This is a genomic window from Sinomicrobium kalidii (assembly GCF_021183825.1).
GTDB lineage: Bacteria > Bacteroidota > Bacteroidia > Flavobacteriales > Flavobacteriaceae > Sinomicrobium > Sinomicrobium kalidii.
This window is the reverse complement of record NZ_CP089211.1, coordinates 2,836,342-2,857,070: the sequence shown is the minus strand read 5'-3', so window position 1 is coordinate 2,857,070 and position 20,729 is coordinate 2,836,342. Positions and strand designations below refer to the sequence as shown.

Below are 20,729 nucleotides of genomic sequence, written 5' to 3'. Positions count from 1 at the left end.
TTTAAAATTTAAGATTTACATTTACGCCAAGACTCCGTACCGTAGGTACATTATTCAGTGAAATACCCTGTCCGGTAAGCCCGGTTCCCAATGTGGCATCCGGGTCTATATCTTTGGCCTTCTTATAGAAGAAAAACAGGTTTCTGCCAATCAATCCCAATGAAGCTGAATTTAACCCCAGTTTCTGTACAAAACTTTTCGGAACATTGTAGTTCAGCGAAAATTCCCTGAGCCGGACATTGGTCTGGTCGTATATATAAGGTGCTGCGATACCCGAATAATTACTCCAGTATTCCTGGGCTGTAATATTTTCGGCATTCTGCTCTCCTGTTCCTTCATTGATAGCATCAACCACTACACCTCCATCGCGGTACAGTAAACTTCTTTCCGAAACCCCGTTACCGTCGAGGGCAGCCGAAGTAGCCGAATAAATCTCGCCGCCTATCCTGGCGTCTACCAGAAACCGGAACGAAAAGTTTTTGTATGAAAATGTATTGGTCAATCCTCCTATCCAGTCCGGCTGGGAGTTCCCGAGATGTTCTTGTTCGGTGGACTGCACAGGCCTTCCTTCGGCATTTACCAGCAGGTTCCCGTTCTCATCGGTTTTCCATGTAGTTCCGTAGATGTCTCCTATAGCTCCGTCCACCTGTGCCCGGAGCGATACGTTTCCGCTATTACTCGTATTAAACACGTAGGAATCCAGGCCGTCTATCAATTTGTTCAGCCTGTTCTTATTCCTGGAGAAATTAAAGGCTATATCCCAGCTAAAGTCCTCATTCCGAACAGGGACACCTCCAATGAGCAATTCTACCCCTTTGTTTTCTGTTTCCCCTACATTTTCCCTGAAAAAATTATAGCCTGTTGCCGGATTTACCGGTACGTCAAAAATAAGATCGTTGGTCACAATTCTATATACAGAGAAATCGGCATAGAGACGGTTCCCGAACATTCTGGCTTCTACCCCGAATTCAAGTGATTTTACACTTTCCGGTTTCAGGTTGGCGTTAGCCTTGACATTCGGAGGATCCAGAACGGTAAGTCCCAGATATCCCTGCTGACTGATGCTAAATGTCTGCCTGAGTTGATACGGATCCGTATCATTTCCTACCTCTGCCCATCCTGCTCTCAGCTTAAAGAGATCGAAAGTGTTTTTTTCAGGATCCAGAAACCGGTCTGCCAACACGGAGAAACTGGCCGAAGGATAAAAAAAGGACCTGTTGTCTTTGGGTAATGTGGAAGACCAGTCGTTTCTTGCGGTCAGGTCCAGATACACAAAGTCGTCATAAGCGAAACTAAATGCTCCGTACAGTGAATTCACCTTTTTAACCGATAAGGGAGTATGTGTACTGGTCTGTACAGAAGTGTTGGCCAGCAATGCCCGGGTAGGTATTTTAAACTGTCGTCCGGAAACCGACATATTTTCGTTTGTCCGTTTGGAAAGGTTCCCCCCTACATTGGCCGAAAGGTTCAGCTTTTCACTCAGGTCCTTATTGACAGAAAACAAAAAGTCCGCATTTAATTCGGTATTTTTGGATGTTCCGAATGCCAGCGAACCATACCTGTTGAAATGATGCCCTACCTGGTTTATCAGATCTGTCCTTATATTGGTAACATCGCTACCAATACGGATAAACGCCGATAACCAGTCGTTAAACTGATAATTCAGTTTTGCAAATCCCAGAAATCTCGACCTTCTTTCATCGTTGGTATCCTTATTCAACATCCAATACGGATTTCCGGTACTCTTTCCCTGTCCTGCATAACTAATAACGTCATAATCGCTCAGACCGTTCTGGGGATCATATACGGAAGGGTTCTCCATCTGGTAGTTTTTCAGCCCCTTTACCCTGATATTTCTCGGCATGTAATACACGTATGCCAGGACTCCTTCGGAACCCAGAGATACACGGTTGTTCAGTTCCTGGGTAAAATATGTGGCCTTACCGTCAAAGCTCAGCTTGTCAGTGAGGTCTACCAATCCCCGGAGATTAAAACTATGACTGTTCAATTTGGAATCCGGAATTACGGAAGTAGTGTTGTTATTGGTATAGGAAAATCTTACACTATATGCATCACCTCCCTTTTCTATGGAAAGGGAATTTATACTCTTTAGCCCGGTTTCAAAAAAGTCCTTCACATTATCCGGTTGGGCATTATACGCTCTTTCCTCCCCGGTATAATACAACTGCTGTGAACCGTCCAGTTCACTTCCCCATGAGGCGCCGCCCATATCGCTAAGGTTCGGATACGGAACCCCGTTTGTCCCCTGCCCGTAAATATTCTGGTAATCGGGGAGGAACATTACATTTTCCAGGGTAACATTAGAATTGACGGAGATACCCAGCCCCTGTCCTTTACTACCTTTTTTGGTCGTAATTAATATTACCCCGTTACCTGCCCTGGACCCGTAGAGCGCGGCAGCATTGGGACCTTTGAGTATGGAAACTGATTCCACATCTTCGGGATTTATGTCGGTTATCCCTCCTCCGGTAACCGTACTGCTGTATACATCTCCTCCGGAATCGGCTCCGGTAGCATCAATGGGAATACCATCTACAACAATAAGAGCCTGATTATTTCCGGTGATACTATTGTTCCCCCGGATAGTGATCCGAGACCCCGAACCGACTCCGCCGGACTGGTTTACAACTACCCCGGCCACTTTACCCACAAGTGAATTGGCCACGTTATGGTCTTTTATCGTGTTGATCTCTTCAGATTTCAACTCGGTAACCGCATATCCCAGGGCTTTCTTTTCCCTGGAAATACCCAGCGCCGTTACCACGACCTCATCCAGTTGGGAAGCGTCTTCTTCCAATTGCACATCAATGACCGATTCGCTTCCCACAGTAACAGTATGCGCAACAAATCCCAGATAGGAAAACTGCAGTTGCTGTCCCTCAGAGACCTCTATCGTATAATTTCCGTCAAAGTCGGTTGAGGTCCCTACAGGTTCCCCGACCACCAGAATGTTTACTCCCGGCAACGGTGTCTGATCCTTTTTGGAAACCACCGTTCCGGTAACCGTCCCTTCCTGACCATATACGAGTACCGACATGAACAGGAAACACAGGCTCATTACTAAAATTCTCTTCATTTGTTTTTGCTTTTTTGATTTGACAAAGAACATCCCATCGTAAAATTTCACGATTACAGGAATTTTCCAGAGAAGGTTACCGGAAAAATTCGTGTGCACTTCACAATGAAAAATTGACTTTAGTTAGTGAGCCTAAACTAACAGTATTAAATTTTTGTTAAAAATTATTTATATAAATGACGCTTTTTATACAACAGACGGCACGTATTCGTAGACAAACGATAATCAAATAAAAATTCACCCTTAATATTAACATTACAACATTTCTTTTTTACCTTGAATCCGGAAAAACACACACCGTTTAACCTAATGTGAACCCCGCCCGTCTATGACATCAACCGGCCATTAAAAACCGTAAAGCATGAAAAACACTTCCGGCCCGATCGCATACAACTATACCATCCCGGTAAAATATCATTTTATCTTCTGGATACTCTATTACATTTTCAATACCATCCGTTGGGGGAGTTATTTTAACGACTATACGTATTCGGCAAAATCCAACCTGGTCAGTTTTTTCGTCAGCATCCTGTTTTGTTACTGGCATATCTATGTCCTTATCCCGAAATACATTGCCCGGAAGAAAATCATAGCTTACATTGCCTGGATACTGCTTTCTTCCGTTTTCTTTTATTTTCTCAAAACAGGGATGATGTATTGGTTTATTGACAAAACCATCTGGCCGGAAGCTCCCGAAGGGCAGACGGCCCCGAGCCTCAATCACTTTATAACCGTTGTGTTGGGCGAACTTTATGTGGTAGCATTTGTTTCTGCCATAAAACTGACCATAGACTGGATATCGGTAAAGAATCAGCGGGACGAACTACAGAAACTGCAACTGCAGACCGAAATAAAATACCTGCGTGCCCAGATACAGCCGCACTTTTTCTTTAACACGCTGAACAGCCTCTACGCACTTACCTTGCAAAAGTCTGACAATGCACCACGGGTAGTAGTAAAACTTTCGGAAATTATGCAGTATGTGCTTTATGAAGTACAGGAACGGAACATTCACCTCACCCGGGAAATCCGGTATATCAACAGCTATGTGAACCTGGAAGAACTGCGGCGCGGAAATATCGGACTTAGCCTGAATATCATCGGGAACATTGAAGAAGTAAAAACCCCGCCACTGTTATTTTTACCGTTTATTGAAAACTGTTTTAAGCACGGCGGCAATGCAGACAAAGAAATGCATATAGACATCACCTTTAAATCACTTCCGGGTGACAACAGCCTTCATTTCCTCATTAAAAACACCATAAACCCGGAAGACGACTCCATAAAACCCAGGGGTGGCATAGGGATCAAGAATGTAAAACGCCGTTTGTTCCTTTTGTATCAAAACAATTTTGCGTTGCAAACCGGGATCAAGAAACATTGTTTTGTAGCTTATATGAAAATCCCCGTACAGGGAAGTTAGCTTTCTGTTTCCTGTTTTAATCTGTCTGATATACGCCTGATTTTATCTATATCGGAAAATGGTATTGCCGTTTCGTCCAGAAATTTGGGACTGTTCATGGAAATTTCCGGGGTATTGTGAAGCACCTGACGAAAAACAGTGGCCGAAAAATGGACTTCCCCGAATCCGTTCCGCACAAAATCTGCGATATTATTTTCATTGATCCCTCCTCCCGGCATAATCACGGGTTTGCCCTCACACTTTTCCCGCAAGGCCACAAGCAGATCCATCCCGAGGGCAGCAACAGTTTTTTGGCCTGAAGTCAAAATCCGGTCCACTTCCAGTGTTTTCAATAAATCAGCGGTTTGCAGAGGATCAGTGACCCAGTCAAAAGCCCGGTGAAATGTAAAAGTAAGTGGTCGTGTCAATTCCACAAGTTCCCTTGTTCGTTCTTCATCCGGCTCATTATCCGAAGTCAGTATCCCGGAGACAATGCCGGCACAGCCTGCTTCTTTACAAAATGCTATATCCCTTTTCATAATGTCAAACTCCGCATCATCATAGCAAAAATTGCCGCTTCTGGGCCGGATAAGCACATTGACCGGGATATCGAGCTCTTCCGTTATCTTTTTTATCAGTCCGTGAGACGGTGTAATTCCCCCCACGCCCAGTTCGGCACAAAGTTCTATACGGTCTGCCCCGGCGAGTTGTGCATTTCGGGCAGATAAAAATGAATTGGCACAGATTTCTATCAGCATCTTATATATTGTATTTGGTTGTATATAACGAGGTAAAACATAAGGGCACTTCCATCCGGAAGCGCCCTGTATTCAGTGTTTATGCCTTTGTATTCCCAGGATAATCATTCTTCGGCAGCAGCAACATCTTCCGCTTCTTCCACCTTATCCCCGTGTTTCACTCCGAGGGCATCCAGTCTTTTTATAACGGGTTCCAGGCGATACAGGAAATTGTCATAATTCTTGTTCTTTTTGGTGCTCCAGGCCACTTCGGCCATGGCTATTGCTCTCGGATACGCCATATACTCCACCTTTTCAGGAGTTTTCATGTATTCGGTCCATACGTTTACCTGGCTTCCCAATACATATTTCGCCTCCTCCGCGGTCAATTCCTCGGGTACGGGTTCAAAGCTGTACACTTTTTCCAGCGGCAGGTACCCTCCTATGGCCAGGGGATCTTTCTTTTCCTTGTCTTCCCTGTACTGGTAATAATCGAGGTAGCAGTGGGAAGTAGGCGTCAATATGACATCGTGATGTTGTTTTGCCGCCTCTACGGCGCCTTCCGTACCTCTCCAGGACATTACGGTAGCGTTCGGCGCCAATCCGCCTTCGAGTATTTCATCCCAGCCTATGATCTGTTTTCCCTTACTGTTCAGGTATTTTTCCATACGCTGTATAAAATAACTTTGCAGTTCGTGCTCGTCAGCAAGTCCTTCGCTTCTTATGAGTGCCTGGCACACGTCACATTGCTCCCAGTTGTCTTTCGGGGCCTCATCACCACCGATATGGATATATTTACTGGGGAAGAGTTCGACCACCTCATCGAGCACGCCTTCAAGGAATTCGAATGTTTCTTCCTTCGTGCAGTAAATGTTTTTATGTATTCCCCAAATGCCCTGTACCTGGTAAGGCCCTCCGGTACAGCCCAGTTCCGGGTATGCCGCCAGTGCCGCTTCGGAATGACCGGGCATTTCTATTTCGGGGATAACGGTAATAAAACGGTCCTGTGCATATTTCACTACTTCCTTTACCTCTTCCTGCGTATAAAATCCGCCGTAGCGGGTGGTATCCCATTTCCGGGGTTTGTCCCGGTAGTGACCAATTACCGTACTATCGCGATAAGCGGCCACTTCGGTAAGTCTGGGATATTTTTTTATTTCAATACGCCAGCCCTGGTCTTCGGTAAGGTGCCAGTGGAAGGTATTGAACTTGAACATGGCCATCAGGTCGATGTATTTCTTGATAAATTCCACCGGAAAAAAATGCCTCCCTACGTCGAGCATTTGTCCGCGGTAAGCAAAACGGGGCTCATCATATACCTCAACAGTGGGAATGGCAATCTCCTTTTCACCATTTTCCAGGTAATTCCCTTTTTCCAGGCCCACGGGCATAAGCTGACGCAAGCTTTGCATCGCATAGAAAGCACCTTTGGGAGAAGATGATGAGATGATTATTTTTTTGGGTGTGACACTGAGTTTGTAGGCCTCCGCTTTAGCTATACTGTCAACTTTCTTAAAGACAACAGTATTCCTGGAATCTCCATCGGCCTTTTCCATTTTTATGGCCGCCCCGTTATTGATATAATCGGAAAAAAAGGTGGCTACGGATGCAAAAGATTCCGGGTATGAAATTTTGGTGTCTTCGTCCAGAACAAAGACATCATTCTGGAATTCCACCGAAACAGGATGAGGGATTATTCCTACTTTTTTGACATTTTTCTTCTCTTGTTTACATGCCGTATAGAGAAAGATCACTGCCGTTAGTATACAAAACCGGGTCGTTTGTCTAAAAATACGCATAAAGGTTGTAGTTTTTTAATTAACATGCTTTAAATCAAATATATAAAAAACCGTTTAAAAACGGGAAAAAATATTTTTTACAATGTGTTATCGACCCCATTTTTTGAATACCTAACTCTCCGACACAAAAAAGCTTCCGGTACTTTTATTATACCGGAAGCTTTTACATTTTTTGAGAAATCCATCAGTTTTCTTCCTTGGCTGCTTTCTCTTTTTTTTCTTTTTCCTGAGCATCTACAACAGCAACGGCAGCGATATTGACAATTTCCTCCACACTTGCTCCGAGTTGAAGGATATGTACCGGTTTTCGCATACCCAGCAGGATCGGCCCTATGGAATCGGCCTTATTGAGTTCTTTCATAAGTTTATAGGTGATATTGGCCGAATCGAGATTGGGGAATATCATGGTATTTACCTTTTTACCGGCCAGCTTGGAGAAAGGGAACTTGTCCTGGAGCATATCCCGGTTCAGTGCAAAGTCCGATTGTAGTTCCCCGTCTACAATGATGTCGGGGTGATATTTGTGCAGATAGGTTACAGCATCCCGGACCTTAGAGGCCTCCGGAAAGGGTGAGGAACCGAAATTACTGTAGGAAAGCATGGCAATGACCGGTTCAAAGCCGAACATTTTTACGGTATGGGCCGTCATTTGTGCTATTTTGGCCAGTTCCCGTCCTGTAGGGTCTATATTGATGGACGTATCTGACAGGAACATGGGGCCGCGTTCGGTGATCATAAGGTTCATGGCAGCCACTTTGGTAGTTCCTTTGGCCTTCCCTATAAGTTCCAGCATGGGTTTTACCACAGAGGGGTAGCTCCTGGAATAACCGGTAACCAGGGCATCGGCATCACCTTCATTGACCATCATTGCGGCAAAAAAGTTGCGTTCTCTCATTTTCTTTTCCGCCTCGTAGAGCGTAATCCCGCTTCGTCGTCTGCTTTCCCAATAGCGTCTGGCATAATGGTCCTTTTTTTCGTTATGCTCGTCGGTCTTGGGGTCTATAATGGGAATATCGGACTCGAATTCTATTTCTTTCTTGAGTTCCCTGATAATATCTTCCCGGCCCAGGAGGATGGGATGCCCTATACCTTCTTCGTGAACAATCTGCGCGGCTTTCAGCACGTCCAGCTGATCGGCTTCGGCAAAAACGATCCGTTTGGGATTGGTCTTCGCCCGGTTCTGCAACAGCCGTACAATCTTGTTATCATTGCCCAGCCTTTGCATGAGCTCGTCTTCATATTTCTCCCAGTCGTCGATAGATGCTGTGGCCGCTCCGCTTTCCATGGCCGCTTTGGCTACGGCCGGAGGGACCTTGGCAATAAGCCTCGGGTCAAACGGTTTGGGGATAATGTATTCCCTGCCAAAATTAAGCTTGGTTTCGCCATAGGCTATATTCACCTGCTCCGGCACTGTTTCCTTGGCGAGTTCAGCAAGAGCCAATACAGCCGCCTTTTTCATTTCCTCGTTGATCTTTGTGGCCCTGACATCCAATGCACCGCGGAAGATGAACGGGAACCCCAGTACATTGTTCACCTGGTTAGGGTGATCCGAACGGCCGGTGGCCATGATGATGTCTTTTCTTGTGGCAACCGCCAGATCATAAGCGATTTCGGGATTGGGGTTGGCCATTGCAAAAACTATGGGGTTATCGGCCATGGACAACAGCATCCCGGGGCTGACTATATCGGCAATAGACAGGCCTATAAACACATCGGCATCTTTCAGCGCTTCTTCCAGGGTATCTATTTTCCGTTCCGTAGCGAATTCCAGTTTCTCACCGGAAAGGTTTTCCCGGTCTTTCCTTATTACCCCCTTACTGTCGAGCATAACGATATTCTCCGCCTTTGCCCCGAAAGCCTTGTATAATTTGGTACAAGAAACCGCAGCCGCACCTGCGCCGCTCACCACAATTTTGATATCTTCTATCCTCTTTTCCGCAATTTCCAAGGCATTGAGCAGCGCAGCAGCCGATATAATGGCCGTACCGTGCTGATCGTCGTGCATTACGGGGATATCCAGTTCTTCCTTGAGCCTTCTTTCTATTTCAAATGCTTCGGGCGCCTTGATATCTTCCAGGTTGATCCCCCCAAAAGTAGGGGCTATATTTTTTACGGTTTCGATGAATTTGTCCACATCCTTGGTATCCACCTCAATATCGAACACATCAATATCGGCAAATATCTTGAACAGCAATCCTTTCCCTTCCATCACCGGTTTTGCCGCTTCGGGGCCTATATCACCCAGTCCCAGAACAGCGGTCCCGTTGGATATTACAGCCACCAGGTTTCCCTTGGAGGTATATTTATAGGCATTGCGAACATCCTTTTCAATTTCCAGACAAGGTTCGGCCACACCGGGAGAATACGCAAGCGCCAGGTCTCTCTGGGTAGTATAGCGCTTTGTGGGGACTACTTTTATTTTTCCGGGCTGGGGCTTGGCATGATAAACCAATGCCTCTCTTCTTAGTTTGTTGTTCTTTTTAGTCATTTCCGGTTTTTTATGGGAAATACAAAGGTAACAAGGAATAATTAACCGAAGGCACAAGAAATTTCAAAATTCAGGCCTTTCCTCCTTGTATGAGTATCGCTGTCAGTGTACGGCAACTTTTATTTCTTCTTCTTCCGTGATCACGTTGGAAAGGTTAATGGCCGTTTCTATCAGTGCCAGGTGTGAATAGGCCTGCGGGAAATTCCCGAGCAACCGTTTTGTCTTAAAGTCGATATCTTCACTGAACAGCCCGAGGTGATTGCTGTAAGAGAGCAGTTTCCTGAACATTTTTATCGCCTTTTTATGTTCCCCTATTTTATACAGGCTGTTGATAAACCAGAACGTACAAATGGTAAACGAGGAAGTCGGCAGTCCGAAATCGTCCTTGTTCTTATAGCGGTACAGCAGTCCTTCGTGGCAAAGTTCTTTTTCAATGGCTTTGACCGTCATAATGTATTTGGGATCACCGGCTTCGACAAAACCATAGGGCTCCATCAACAACACGGAGGCGTCGAGGTCTTCGCTGCCGTATGCCTGGGTAAATGCCTGCACCTTTTCGCTCCACGCTTTTTCCAGAATATCTTCCCTGATCTCACGTTCCAGGTCTATCCATTTGGTAACGTGGTTGGCCTTCCCGAGGATGTGGGCTACTTTTATGGCCCTGTCTATGGCCACCCAGCAAAGCACCTTGGAAAAGGTAAAATGGCGTTGCTCCGTACGGAATTCCCAAATTCCCTTATCGGGCTCCTTCCAGTGTTCCCGTACCACCCATACGATCCCCTTGGTAATGGTCCAGAGTTCTTCGCAATTATCCAGCGAGGTCTCGAACTTTACAATCTGCTGGTGAATCACATCCATCAATATACCGTAAATATCGTTCTGTCGCTGTTCATATGCAGCATTCCCTATCCTCACAGGCTTGGAGCCGGCATAGCCTTTCAGATGGTCGAGTGTTTTTTCTTCCAGTATTTTTTCTTTATTGATACCATACATGATCTGTAGCTTTTCATCCTTGTCCGGTATGATATCTATAATGAACTGCAGGTACCTTTTGGCCACATGGACATGCCCGAGAGTGGACACAACCTTTATCACCATGGAAGCGTCCCGTATCCAGCAAAAGCGGTAGTCCCAGTTCCTCACCTCCCCGATGGTCTCGGGGAGCGAAGTGGTTGCGGCGGCCAGCACGGCCCCCGTCCTGTTATGACTCAGCATTTTCAGGGTCAGTGCACTCCTTACGATCTCCTTGTTATATTTTTTGTAAGAAGGTGTCCGGTCCGACCAGTTCAGCCAGTACACCTTGGTACGCTGGAGGTCCAGATAAGCCTGCTGTGTGTTTTGCCGGAATATTTTTTCGTTATAACTGAGCAGGAAAAACTCATCCCGTTTCAGTTTGATTTCCTCCCCGTCGAGCACTTTTTTCTTGTCCATGCTGCTGTACAGGTAAAGGGAATCGTATTTTCCCTCCTGGGTAACGCTTACAATGTATTCCGGTTTTATTTTGGTGGAGGTATCGGCAATGGCATATTCCAGTCTGGGATCGTATTTTACCCGGAACACCGGCCGGCCGGATACGTGCTGTATATAACGTATAATATCGGGAGGGGCATAGTGTCCGCTATCCTCCAGTTTATACCTCGGCATAAAATCATATACCTCAAATACATTTTCTCCTTCCGAGAATCTTGTCATCAGGATATTGGTATTGGGAATATAGTTCTGTGTAATAGTGTAATTGTCCGGCACCAAAAATTCAAAACTCCCCCCGATCTCATCGTCCAGCAATTTGGCAAAGACCGAAGAAGAATCGAATTCGGGCAGGCAACACCAATCCAGTGAACCTGTTTTTGAGATTAACGCCGCACTCTTACAATTTCCTATGATTCCGTAATCGAGATTATCCATTAAATAAAATAGAGTTAAAGTGGTTTGTTTTATGACTGACGCCTGCTTCGGGGCAGCCGTAATAATTCCGGTTGTCGTATCCGGAACAGTTTTCCGAAACAAGCGGCCGTTACCTTAATAATGCCTTTTCAGACTTTAAAATTCGAATAAAATCCTTAAATTAACGAAAAAAACAACGGTTAATTTAACTTTTACGAAATAAATAAAATAAAGAGGAGGCGAATCATGGAATGAAAAAAACCGGCTTTGAGAATATGAAAAAGAAAACAATAAAAAAACAGCTATAAAATCGACAATCCTGATGAATAAAACCATTATCGTCTCTAACAGGCTACCATTACAAATTACCTTAAATAACAACAACCTGACCATTAACCCGAGTGTGGGCGGACTGGCCACGGGAATGAAATCTGTTCACGAAGGCGGCGAAAGCCTCTGGATAGGATGGTCCGGACTAAAAGAAGAAGACCTGGACGACGAACTCTCGGAAAAAGTAGACTCGGCCATTGCTAAGGAGAACTGTGCGGCAGTATCCCTGACGGGTAGTGATCTCGATAATTTTTATTACGGCTTCAGCAACAATACGCTATGGCCCTTGTTCCATTACTTTATGGAATACACCACCTTTGAAGGGAAACACTGGGAATCCTACAAGGAAGTCAACCGGAAATTCGCCGATACGGTGTTGCAGCATACGAATGACGGTGACACCATCTGGGTACACGACTACCAGTTGCTGTTGCTTCCCGAACTCATCAAAAAGGAACGCCCCAATACTTCCATCGGTTTCTTTCTCCATATCCCTTTTCCCTCTTATGAAGTGTTCCGTACACTCCCCTGGAGGGAAGCGCTCTTGAACGGTATGCTCGGGGCCGACCTCCTCGGTTTCCATACTTATGACTACGAAAGGCATTTTTTGAGTTCGGTACGCAGAATACTCCGGCTGGACATCAATTTCAACGAAATTTCCCACCAGGGCAGAACCCTTCGGGTTGATTCCTTTCCCATGGGTATTGATTATCACAAATTCTGCAATGCTGCAATAGCACATAACAAACAATCACCGGAACAGAAATCCGACCTGCAAAAAAGGCTGGATGCCCACCTGCAATCTGCTCCCGATGCCAAGATGATCCTGTCTATAGACCGGCTCGACTATACCAAGGGAATTCCCAACCGCCTCCGGGCTTTTGAATATTTCCTGGACAAATACCCGGAATTCAAGGAAAAAGTCCGCTTTATATTACTGGCCGTACCTTCGCGGTCCAATGTACCGCAATACCAGTTGCTGAAAAAGGAAACCGACGAACTCGTAGGCCGTATCAACGGAAAATTTGCCACGGTTAACTGGACCCCGATCTGGTATTTTTACCGCTCCATGCCTTTTGAAAACCTCATCGACCTGTATACCTCCTGTGAAGTGGCCCTGATCACTCCTATCCGGGACGGGATGAATCTCGTAGCCAAGGAGTATGTGGCCACCCGTGTGAACAACGACGGTATCCTGGTCTTAAGTGAAATGGCCGGTGCCGCAAAGGAGATGAACGAGGCATTGCTGATCAATCCCAACAACTTTGAACAGATTGCAGATACCTTAAAAAGGGCCCTGGAAATGCCGGAAGAAGAACAGGTAGAACGAAACAGCTTCTTGCAACAGCGCCTGGAACGGTACAGCGTTGAAAAATGGGCCAAAGAATTTATGAAAGCCCTTCAGGCCACCAAACAACTGCACAATGTTATCGTCTCTAAAAAAATAACTCCGGAAATAGAGAAGCGGTTATACGATTCCTATAAAAACGCCCGGAAAAGATTAATCCTTCTGGACTATGACGGCACTCTTGTCAACTTTACCAACAAGCCCAAAGACGCCAAACCGGACCCTGCATTATACCGCCTGCTGGACAGCCTGAAGAACCAGGAAAACACAGACCTCGTGATCATCAGTGGCCGGGACAAGGAAACCTTCACCGAATGGTTCGGCGACAAGGGATATACCCTGATTGTAGAGCACGGCGTCTGGTTAAAATCAGGAAACAAGGCCTGGTATGCACTGGAGAAGCTGAAAAAAGACTGGATGAAAAACCTGAAACCCGTTATTGAGACTTTTGTAGACCGCACCCCCGGAACCTTTATCGAAGAGAAAAACTTTTCACTGGCCTGGCATTTCCGGAAGGCCGACCCCGAACTTGCCCAGAACCGGGCCACGGAACTGAAAACCGTACTTACCAGTCTTATATCCAATCACGAACTGAGCGTACTGGAGGGCAACAAGGTAATAGAAATAAAAAGCAGCAATGTTAACAAGGGGCGGGCAGCATCACGGTTACTCGCGGAAAAGGATTATGACTTTATTTTTGCCATCGGCGATGACTGGACCGACGAATACATGTTCAAGGAACTCCCCGAAGAGGCCTATACCGTTAAAGTAGGCCTGAAAAAGACGAGTGCCCGGTATTATGTGGAAAGTACGGAGAATGTACGCGAATTGCTAAAAGGGTTTTTAAACGAAGCGGGGGACTAAATCCCCCGGTCCTTTACATTTTCTGTTCCAATCAGTTCGTATTCTAGGTCCTAATTTTAGTTATATTTGAAATATGGCACAAGGAATGAACTATTAGCCAAGCTTACCGGGTTAAAACCTCTTCTCTACAAGGATTATGCAGTAGATCGGGTTATTCGCGCTCCTTCTCCGATAATTCACAAACGGAAAACAGCGATATTGACCTCCTTATTGAACTGGAAAAGATCGTACATACTATTTGTATCTTGAGGATATGAACCTGGCAATGGAAAGGATTGGCGAATACACCTACAACATGACTTTTACGGATTTCGAACAGGACCATAAAACTGTAGCTGCTGTAATCAGGAATTTCGAAGTCATAGGGGAAGCCGCCAAAAATATCCCTGAGGAGATTTAAAGAAAAATACCCGGATGTTCCGTGGAGTGAAATGTATTTACTTCGCAACAAGGACTCTCATGAATATTTCGGAACAGATCATGAAATTATCTGGGATGTGGCACAGAACTACCTTCCCGAAAACAAGAAACAAATTGAGAAAACATTAAATACCGAGCAATAAAGTATATTTTACCTCCTGTCGCTTTAGCCTATTATTTTTTTATCTGTCTGACAACGAACCCGATCAGTATAAAAATATAACAATTTTTGAATATCAGAAGATATATTTTATTGAATATCCATTTTTTAGATATAAAAAAATGTGTTTCTTTTGTATAATGGCTCCTTATACATGCCGTAAGAGTTTTTTTGTGTAGAAAGCCTCTCTATAATAAAGAGATATTATGAGTCAAGTTACTTTAAAAGATATAGCTTCCATACTCGGAGTGTCGGTCACCACAGTGTCCAAAGCCCTGAAGGATTATCCGGATATAAGCAGCGAAACCAAACATGCCGTAAAGCTGCTGGCAGACAAGCTCAATTACAAGCCTAACATACATGCAGTAACACTGCGAAGTAACCAGTCCAAGACCATAGGGGTCATCCTCCCGAAAGTGGACCACCAGTTTTTTGCGGAAACCATTAACGGTATTATTTCCGAAGCCAATATCCACGGCTACCAGGTTATTGTACTGTTTTCAGATGAATCCATGACCACGGAAGAAAAACAGGTAGACCTGCTCCTGGAAAAACGGGTGGACGGTATCCTCATGTCACTGGCCAATGAGACCAATCGTTACGATCACCTTCACAAAGTGGTTAAAAACCACGTTCCTCTCGTGTTGTTCGACAAGATCACCCGGCAGGTAAACTGTTCCAAAGTAATTATCGACGACGAAAAAGCGGCATATAAGGCCGTGGAACACCTGGTGAAGACCGGATGCCGGAAAATAGCGTTGTTCGGTGGTCCGAAGTTTCCGAGCAATTACAATTCGCGCCTCAAGGGATACCGGAAGGCACTCGAAGACCACGGTATACCCCCGGACGATTCCCTGGTGTATATCTGTCACGACCTGAGTATTGCCGAAGGAAGGGAAAATGCGGAAAAACTGTTGAAAGCTCATCCCGATACCGACGGTATCTTTTGCATTACCGACCACATTGCTCTCGGTGCCATTTCATACCTGAACGATGCCAATATCGCTATACCGGACGACGTGTCCATCATAGGCTTCAGCAACTGGCTCGTCACTCCTTATATCAAACCACACCTGTCTACGGTAGACCAGCCCAGCGTACAGATCGGCAAGGAATCTGCCTCACTGCTCATCGACGAGATCGACCGGAAAAACAAGAAACAACCCATAGAGTTTTTCGAGATCAAGTTACAAACCCACCTGATCCTTCGGGAGACTACCAGGTGATCAGTGTTCAGGGGTCGATGATCTGTGAGATTATACTCAAAGGTTATGAACCAAGTAAAAATACCGGCTAACCGATATAGATAAAACTTTGTGTTTTTGACTCTTCCGGACTGATTTCTATAGGCTTTCATCTTAGTACTAAAAAATTCCGCTACCTTATTTATTGAAGCTTTGTGTTCCGGAAGGAATTAAAAACAAACCTGTAGTTAAGGTCAATGCTACAATACGCAATGTTTCTGCATCTGATATTTATTTCTGGGGATTAAAAACGTTATTGAATTATTGCCTTAAAAAACAATAAAGTAAGAATATTTTTATAAGTTTATAGGTATTTTAAACGTTTTACCCCATGAAAATTGCTATTCCCAGGCTTTATTGGCCATTCCCGTCTTTTATAAATCCTCATGCAAAAGAGGCCCACGAACACACTATACAATGGCTTCTGCGGCACAATTTATTACCGGATAAGGCAACTTATAACCTATATGAGAGCCAGCGCTATGCCTATATGACGGCTCGTATGTATCCCACGGCAGAAAAGGAGGTCTTATTTGCCATATCAGATTTTTGCGGGCTCCTGTTTATAGTAGACGATGACCTGGATAAAAAAGCGGATCGCAAAGTAGCAGGTGTAAACGGTACACAGGCACTGGAAGCATTCATAGCTACCGGGGTCGCTGTAATGAATGGTCGTAAGGAGATTCCGCCGGAACCGGGTAAAGAGATATTCACCGCATTGGCAGATTGTTCGATGCGCCTATATGATTTTGGTAAAAAACAGTGGCATGACAATTTTATACAAAGTTTTGCCGATACCTTTAATGCCGCGGTTTGGGAATTAAAAAATGTGGGAAAGGGGTATTGCCCCACTTTAGAGGAATATTTGAGGTACCGTCCCTTTTTTGCAGGGACAAACTTGGCGACCGATATGTCAGAAGTCGCGGCAAATATCAACCTGCCGGAAGAAATTATGCAGCACCCTACCCTACGAAGATTGCTCGAACTTTCCAGGAACCTTGTCAGTTTCGCAAACGATATGTTTTCTTTAAATAAAGAAATAGCTCAGAACAATACGGATGACAAACACAATCTCGTCTATATAATGCAGAAAATGCATAATCTTACATTTGAAGAAGCTGTTTTAAAGGCCGCGGAATTTCACGATGAGCAGGCACGGGAGTTCATCTCGTTATCTTCTAATCTCCCTGTTTTCGAAGCGACTATTGACGAAGAAGTGTTCCGCTATATCGATGCTCTTATTTATTTTGTAAAAGGCAATATTGATTGGAGCGAAAAAGAAACTACACGCTATACATTTTCTTATAGTGAATGAGAAACCGAAAGATTAAGACGTAAGATTGCAGGACACAGGATATACGATTTACGATGTATCAGTCTGAAATATATCTTGCAACTTTCAACCCGAAAATGCCTGGGATTTGACGATCCTATTACCTACGGGACCACTGTTACAAATACCCGTAGAGGAACCCCGATCAGTGAATGCCCCGTTTTTCTTTCAGAAACTCGATATTGCGTTTTAACCCTTCAAATTTAGTCCGTTTTACGGCCGATTTCCGGAAAATTTCACGGAATACGTCTTCAGTGATCTCTTCCCAGTCTTTTTTGTTCATTTTCAGCAGGTCGGGATGCGGATCAAAGAGCGGTTCGTTATGCGGTTTGGAAAAACGATTCCACGGGCACACGTCCTGGCATACATCACAACCAAACATCCAGTCGTCGAACTTGCCTTCAAATTCGTTCGGAATATTGTCTTTCAGCTCTATGGTGAAATAGGAAATACACTTGCTCCCGTCCACAACCATGGGTTCTACAATGGCCTGAGTGGGACAGGCATCTATGCAAGCGGTGCAACTGCCGCAATGATCTGTAGTCACCGGAGTGTCGTATTCCAGTTCCAGATCAACTATGAGTTCGGCAATGAAAAAGAAAGAACCCGTTTTTTTGGAGATCAGGTTGCTGTTCTTGCCTATCCATCCCAACCCGCTCCGGGTGGCCCAGGCACGGTCCAGTACCGGTGCGGAATCCACAAATGCACGGCCGCCCACTTCTCCTATTTCTTCACCGATAAAATGCAGTAACCGTTTTAATTTATCTTTTATAACAAAGTGATAATCCCTGCCATAGGCATACTTGGAAATCTTGGGGCTTTCCGTATCTTTCTGTGTTTCTTCCGGAAAGTAGTTCAGTGTCAGGGATATCACACTCTTCGCTCCATCCACCAGCAACCGTGGGTCGAGCCGTTTGTCGAAATAATTTTCCATGTAGCTCATTTCGCCGTGCATGTTCTCGTTGAGCCACCGTTCCAGGCGGGGCGCTTCCTCTTCCAGAAACTCGGCCTTAGATACCCCACAGGACATAAACCCCAGGCGTCTGGCCTCGGTTTTTATAAGTTCGGTATATCCGGATCTCTTGTCTATCACGCTCGCTTAGTAAATTTCAATTCGACATTGGCAGGTTTCAGGGTAATCAACGGGTTGAGTTTTACCTCTGTAGTACAGGTTTCAAGGTCAAAGGTATGGATTATGGCATTCACCGCCAACATCATCTCATACATGGCAAAATTATTGCCGATACACAAACGCGGGCCCGCTCCGAAAGGCATATAGGCCCCGTTCCTTTTACTGTCATCACTCAGGAACCGGTCGGGATCAAAGGTTTCGGGTTGTTCCCAATATTTCGGGTTGCGGTGCATTTCAAATATTGAGATGCCGAACAGTGTTCCGCCCTTTATGCTGTATTCCCCTATCGTATCGTCCTTCGTCGAAATACGGTCCATGACCCAGACCGGTGGATACAGGCGCATGCTTTCTTCAATACACCGTTTTATATGCTCCATCCGGGGGAGTGTTTCGAGTGCCTCTTCCCCGTTTTTCAATGCAAGACTCTCTGCACGGGCCTTCCTCAATTCGCCGGGATGGTTGGCCAGGAGAAACAACGTGAATGTCAATGCACTGGCCGTGGTTTCATGTCCGGCTACGAAAAGGATAAGGATTTCGTCGATCAATTGGGCATTGTTCATTTTTGTGCCATCTTCATAACCGGCATTCAAAAGCATGTCTAACAGGTCGTCATGCCTGTCTTTTGAAGCTTTCCGTTCTTCAATAATGGTATTGATAATGGCCCTGCTTTCCCTTGTCAATTCTAAATGGTGTTTTACTTCACCGTTTATGTTGTACCAGAATCGCTTGTAGGGTTGCCGCATTTCCCTTACGGTGAATTTCTGAAGGGTCTCAATGATCACCTGGAGACGTTTCAGCACCTCCGGGCTTGCCGCATAATTGAACAGGGATTTGGAAACCACTTCAAAGGCCAGTGTGTTCATTAACGGGTATAGCTCCTGAAAAACACCTGTTTCAAACGCTTGTACCTGGCCGTCAATGGTCTTGTTGATAATTCCTATCAGATTGCGTATTTTCTCCCTGTGAAATCCGGGCTGGATCAGGCGGCGCTGTTGTAACCAGTAATCTCCGGTTGATGTAAGCAATCCGTTACCGATATATCTTGACAAAAACCTGGTCTGAAGTTTTGATTTGCTGTACCGCCTGTGATACTTCTGAAGGGTATGCCGGGCAATTCCGGCATCTCTCGTGAGAATAACGGGAGGAGCAAAAAATCGCCGGATGGACAGTGTATCACCATATTCCCCGAACATCATCTTATGAAACGGAATGGGATTTCTGGCAATCTGTGAAGCGTGAAAAACAAATTTGAAAAAGGAAGCCTTATTTGGGTATTTATAATTTGCCATTGTTTATCTTAATGAAACCCCGAAAGCTGTTCCGGATAACAACCATTTATCAAAACAATCCGCCCTGTGTACCGCCCTTGATCTTTCCGAGGTGTTTATATGCCAGTTCTGTCACTTCCCTTCCGCGTGGAGTCCTTACTATAAATCCCTGCTGTATCAGAAAAGGTTCATATACTTCTTCTATGGTTTCGGCACTTTCGGATACGGCAGTGGCCAGTGTGGTAATTCCCACCGGGCCGCCCTTGAATTTGTCGATAATAGTAGAAAGTATCTTGTTGTCCATTTCGTCCAGGCCATGGGCATCTACATGCAATGCTTCCAGTCCGAAACGGGCTATTTTTATATCAATATTCCCATCACCTTTTATCTGTGCAAAATCCCGTACCCTTCGCAAAAGGGCATTGGCTATACGGGGGGTGCCCCGGCTTCTCCCTGCAATCTCAATGGCGGCTTCCATAGTAATGGGCACCTTGAGTATTTGGGCACTTCGCTCCACTATGGTGGACAGTAATTCCGTAGTGTAATATTGCAACCTGCTGGAAATACCGAAACGGGCACGCATAGGGGATGTGAGCAGACCAGATCGGGTAGTAGCCCCGATCAGGGTAAACGGGTTCAGATTGATCTGTACGGTCCGCGCATTGGGCCCGCTTTCTATCATAATATCGATTTTGTAGTCCTCCATGGCGGAGTAAAGGTATTCCTCGATCACCGGGCTCAAACGATGTATCTCATCGATAAAAAGCACATCCCTTTCCTCCAGGTTGGTCAACAACCCGGCCAGGTCGCCGGGTTTATCCAGTACGGGGCCGGATGTGATCTTTATTCCCACACCAAGTTCATTGGCCAGTATATGGGCAAGCGTGGTTTTTCCCAGTCCCGGCGGACCGTGAAACAGGGTATGATCGAGGGCTTCTCCACGCAGGTTGGCCGCCTTGACAAAAACCCTGAGGTTCTCCAAAACCTGTTCCTGCCCGGAAAAATCATCGAAAGAAAGCGGCCGGAGCGTTTTTTCTATATCGATCTCTTCCGGGGAGAAATGTTCGCCTGTCGGGTCAAGATACTCGTTCATATACGGCAAAGATAGCAGAAAAGAAGTATAATAAATTTATCTCCTGGTCTAAATTAATTCATAACAACGGGAAGCCTTACTCTTTGTAATAAAAATCGTAACTTCCCGGTACATAATTATAAGGTGACCC

At 45.3% G+C, this 20,729-nt stretch carries 12 protein-coding genes and 1 pseudogene; 5 read left to right on the top strand and 8 right to left on the bottom strand.

Annotated features, from left to right (window positions below; genetic code table 11):
• Window position 1: 1 nt before the first annotated feature.
• Window positions 2-3,097: a SusC/RagA family TonB-linked outer membrane protein gene (locus LS482_RS11435; protein WP_233027666.1), complete on the bottom strand. Its 3,096-nt coding sequence runs from the start codon at window positions 3,095-3,097 to the stop codon at window positions 2-4.
• A gap of 361 nt (window positions 3,098-3,458) precedes the next feature.
• On the opposite strand from LS482_RS11435, the gene LS482_RS11430 reads away from it, so the two are divergent.
• A complete protein-coding gene (locus LS482_RS11430) occupies window positions 3,459-4,520 on the top strand; it encodes a sensor histidine kinase (protein WP_233027665.1) in 1,062 nt (353 codons plus the stop codon).
• On the opposite strand, the gene LS482_RS11425 is transcribed toward LS482_RS11430, so the two are convergent.
• The 4 genes from LS482_RS11425 to LS482_RS11410 form a co-directional block, all read right to left on the bottom strand.
• On the bottom strand, window positions 4,517-5,257 hold the full coding sequence (locus tag LS482_RS11425; protein ID WP_233027664.1) for a copper homeostasis protein CutC: 741 nt from the start codon (window positions 5,255-5,257) through the stop codon (window positions 4,517-4,519). The two genes, LS482_RS11430 and LS482_RS11425, sit on opposite strands and share 4 nt — an antisense overlap.
• A 104-nt stretch (window positions 5,258-5,361) precedes the next feature.
• Complete coding sequence (locus LS482_RS11420; RefSeq protein ID WP_233027663.1) at window positions 5,362-7,035, bottom strand: beta-N-acetylhexosaminidase; 1,674 nt, start codon at window positions 7,033-7,035, stop codon at window positions 5,362-5,364.
• Window positions 7,036-7,219: 184 nt separating this feature from the next.
• A complete protein-coding gene (locus tag LS482_RS11415) occupies window positions 7,220-9,523 on the bottom strand; it encodes an NADP-dependent malic enzyme (RefSeq protein WP_233027662.1) in 2,304 nt (767 codons plus the stop codon).
• 102 nt (window positions 9,524-9,625) lie between these two features.
• Window positions 9,626-11,428 carry a glycoside hydrolase family 15 protein gene (locus tag LS482_RS11410; RefSeq protein ID WP_233027661.1) on the bottom strand — a complete coding sequence of 601 codons (1,803 nt, stop codon included), beginning with the start codon at window positions 11,426-11,428 and terminating at the stop codon, window positions 9,626-9,628.
• Window positions 11,429-11,729: 301 nt separating this feature from the next.
• On the opposite strand from LS482_RS11410, the gene LS482_RS11405 reads away from it, so the two are divergent.
• The 4 genes and pseudogenes from LS482_RS11405 (at window position 11,730) to LS482_RS11390 (ending at window position 17,088) form a co-directional block, all read left to right on the top strand.
• Window positions 11,730-13,949, top strand: a complete 2,220-nt coding sequence (locus tag LS482_RS11405; protein WP_233027660.1) for a bifunctional alpha,alpha-trehalose-phosphate synthase (UDP-forming)/trehalose-phosphatase — start codon at window positions 11,730-11,732, stop codon at window positions 13,947-13,949.
• Between the two features lie 253 nt (window positions 13,950-14,202).
• Window positions 14,203-14,512 (top strand): annotated as a pseudogene (locus LS482_RS11400) (HepT-like ribonuclease domain-containing protein).
• Between the two features lie 223 nt (window positions 14,513-14,735).
• Entirely contained in the window at window positions 14,736-15,755 is a 1,020-nt protein-coding gene (locus LS482_RS11395; protein WP_233027659.1) for a LacI family DNA-binding transcriptional regulator, read from the top strand.
• Between the two features lie 349 nt (window positions 15,756-16,104).
• Window positions 16,105-17,088, top strand: coding sequence for a terpene synthase family protein (locus LS482_RS11390; RefSeq protein WP_233027658.1), 984 nt, complete (start codon window positions 16,105-16,107; stop codon window positions 17,086-17,088).
• 163 nt (window positions 17,089-17,251) lie between these two features.
• Here the strand turns inward: LS482_RS11390 and queG are convergent, their stop codons facing one another.
• Genes queG through ruvB form a run of 3 tightly spaced genes read right to left on the bottom strand, consistent with a single transcriptional unit; the run spans window position 17,252 to window position 20,599 of the window.
• Window positions 17,252-18,196: a tRNA epoxyqueuosine(34) reductase QueG gene (queG, locus tag LS482_RS11385; RefSeq protein WP_233031820.1), complete on the bottom strand. Its 945-nt coding sequence runs from the start codon at window positions 18,194-18,196 to the stop codon at window positions 17,252-17,254.
• Window positions 18,196-19,527: a cytochrome P450 gene (locus LS482_RS11380; RefSeq protein ID WP_233027657.1), complete on the bottom strand. Its 1,332-nt coding sequence runs from the start codon at window positions 19,525-19,527 to the stop codon at window positions 18,196-18,198. The genes queG and LS482_RS11380 overlap by 1 nt, the downstream gene beginning before the upstream one ends.
• Window positions 19,528-19,576: 49 nt before the next feature.
• Complete coding sequence (gene ruvB / locus LS482_RS11375; protein WP_233027656.1) at window positions 19,577-20,599, bottom strand: Holliday junction branch migration DNA helicase RuvB; 1,023 nt, start codon at window positions 20,597-20,599, stop codon at window positions 19,577-19,579.
• Window positions 20,600-20,729: the final 130 nt, after the last annotated feature.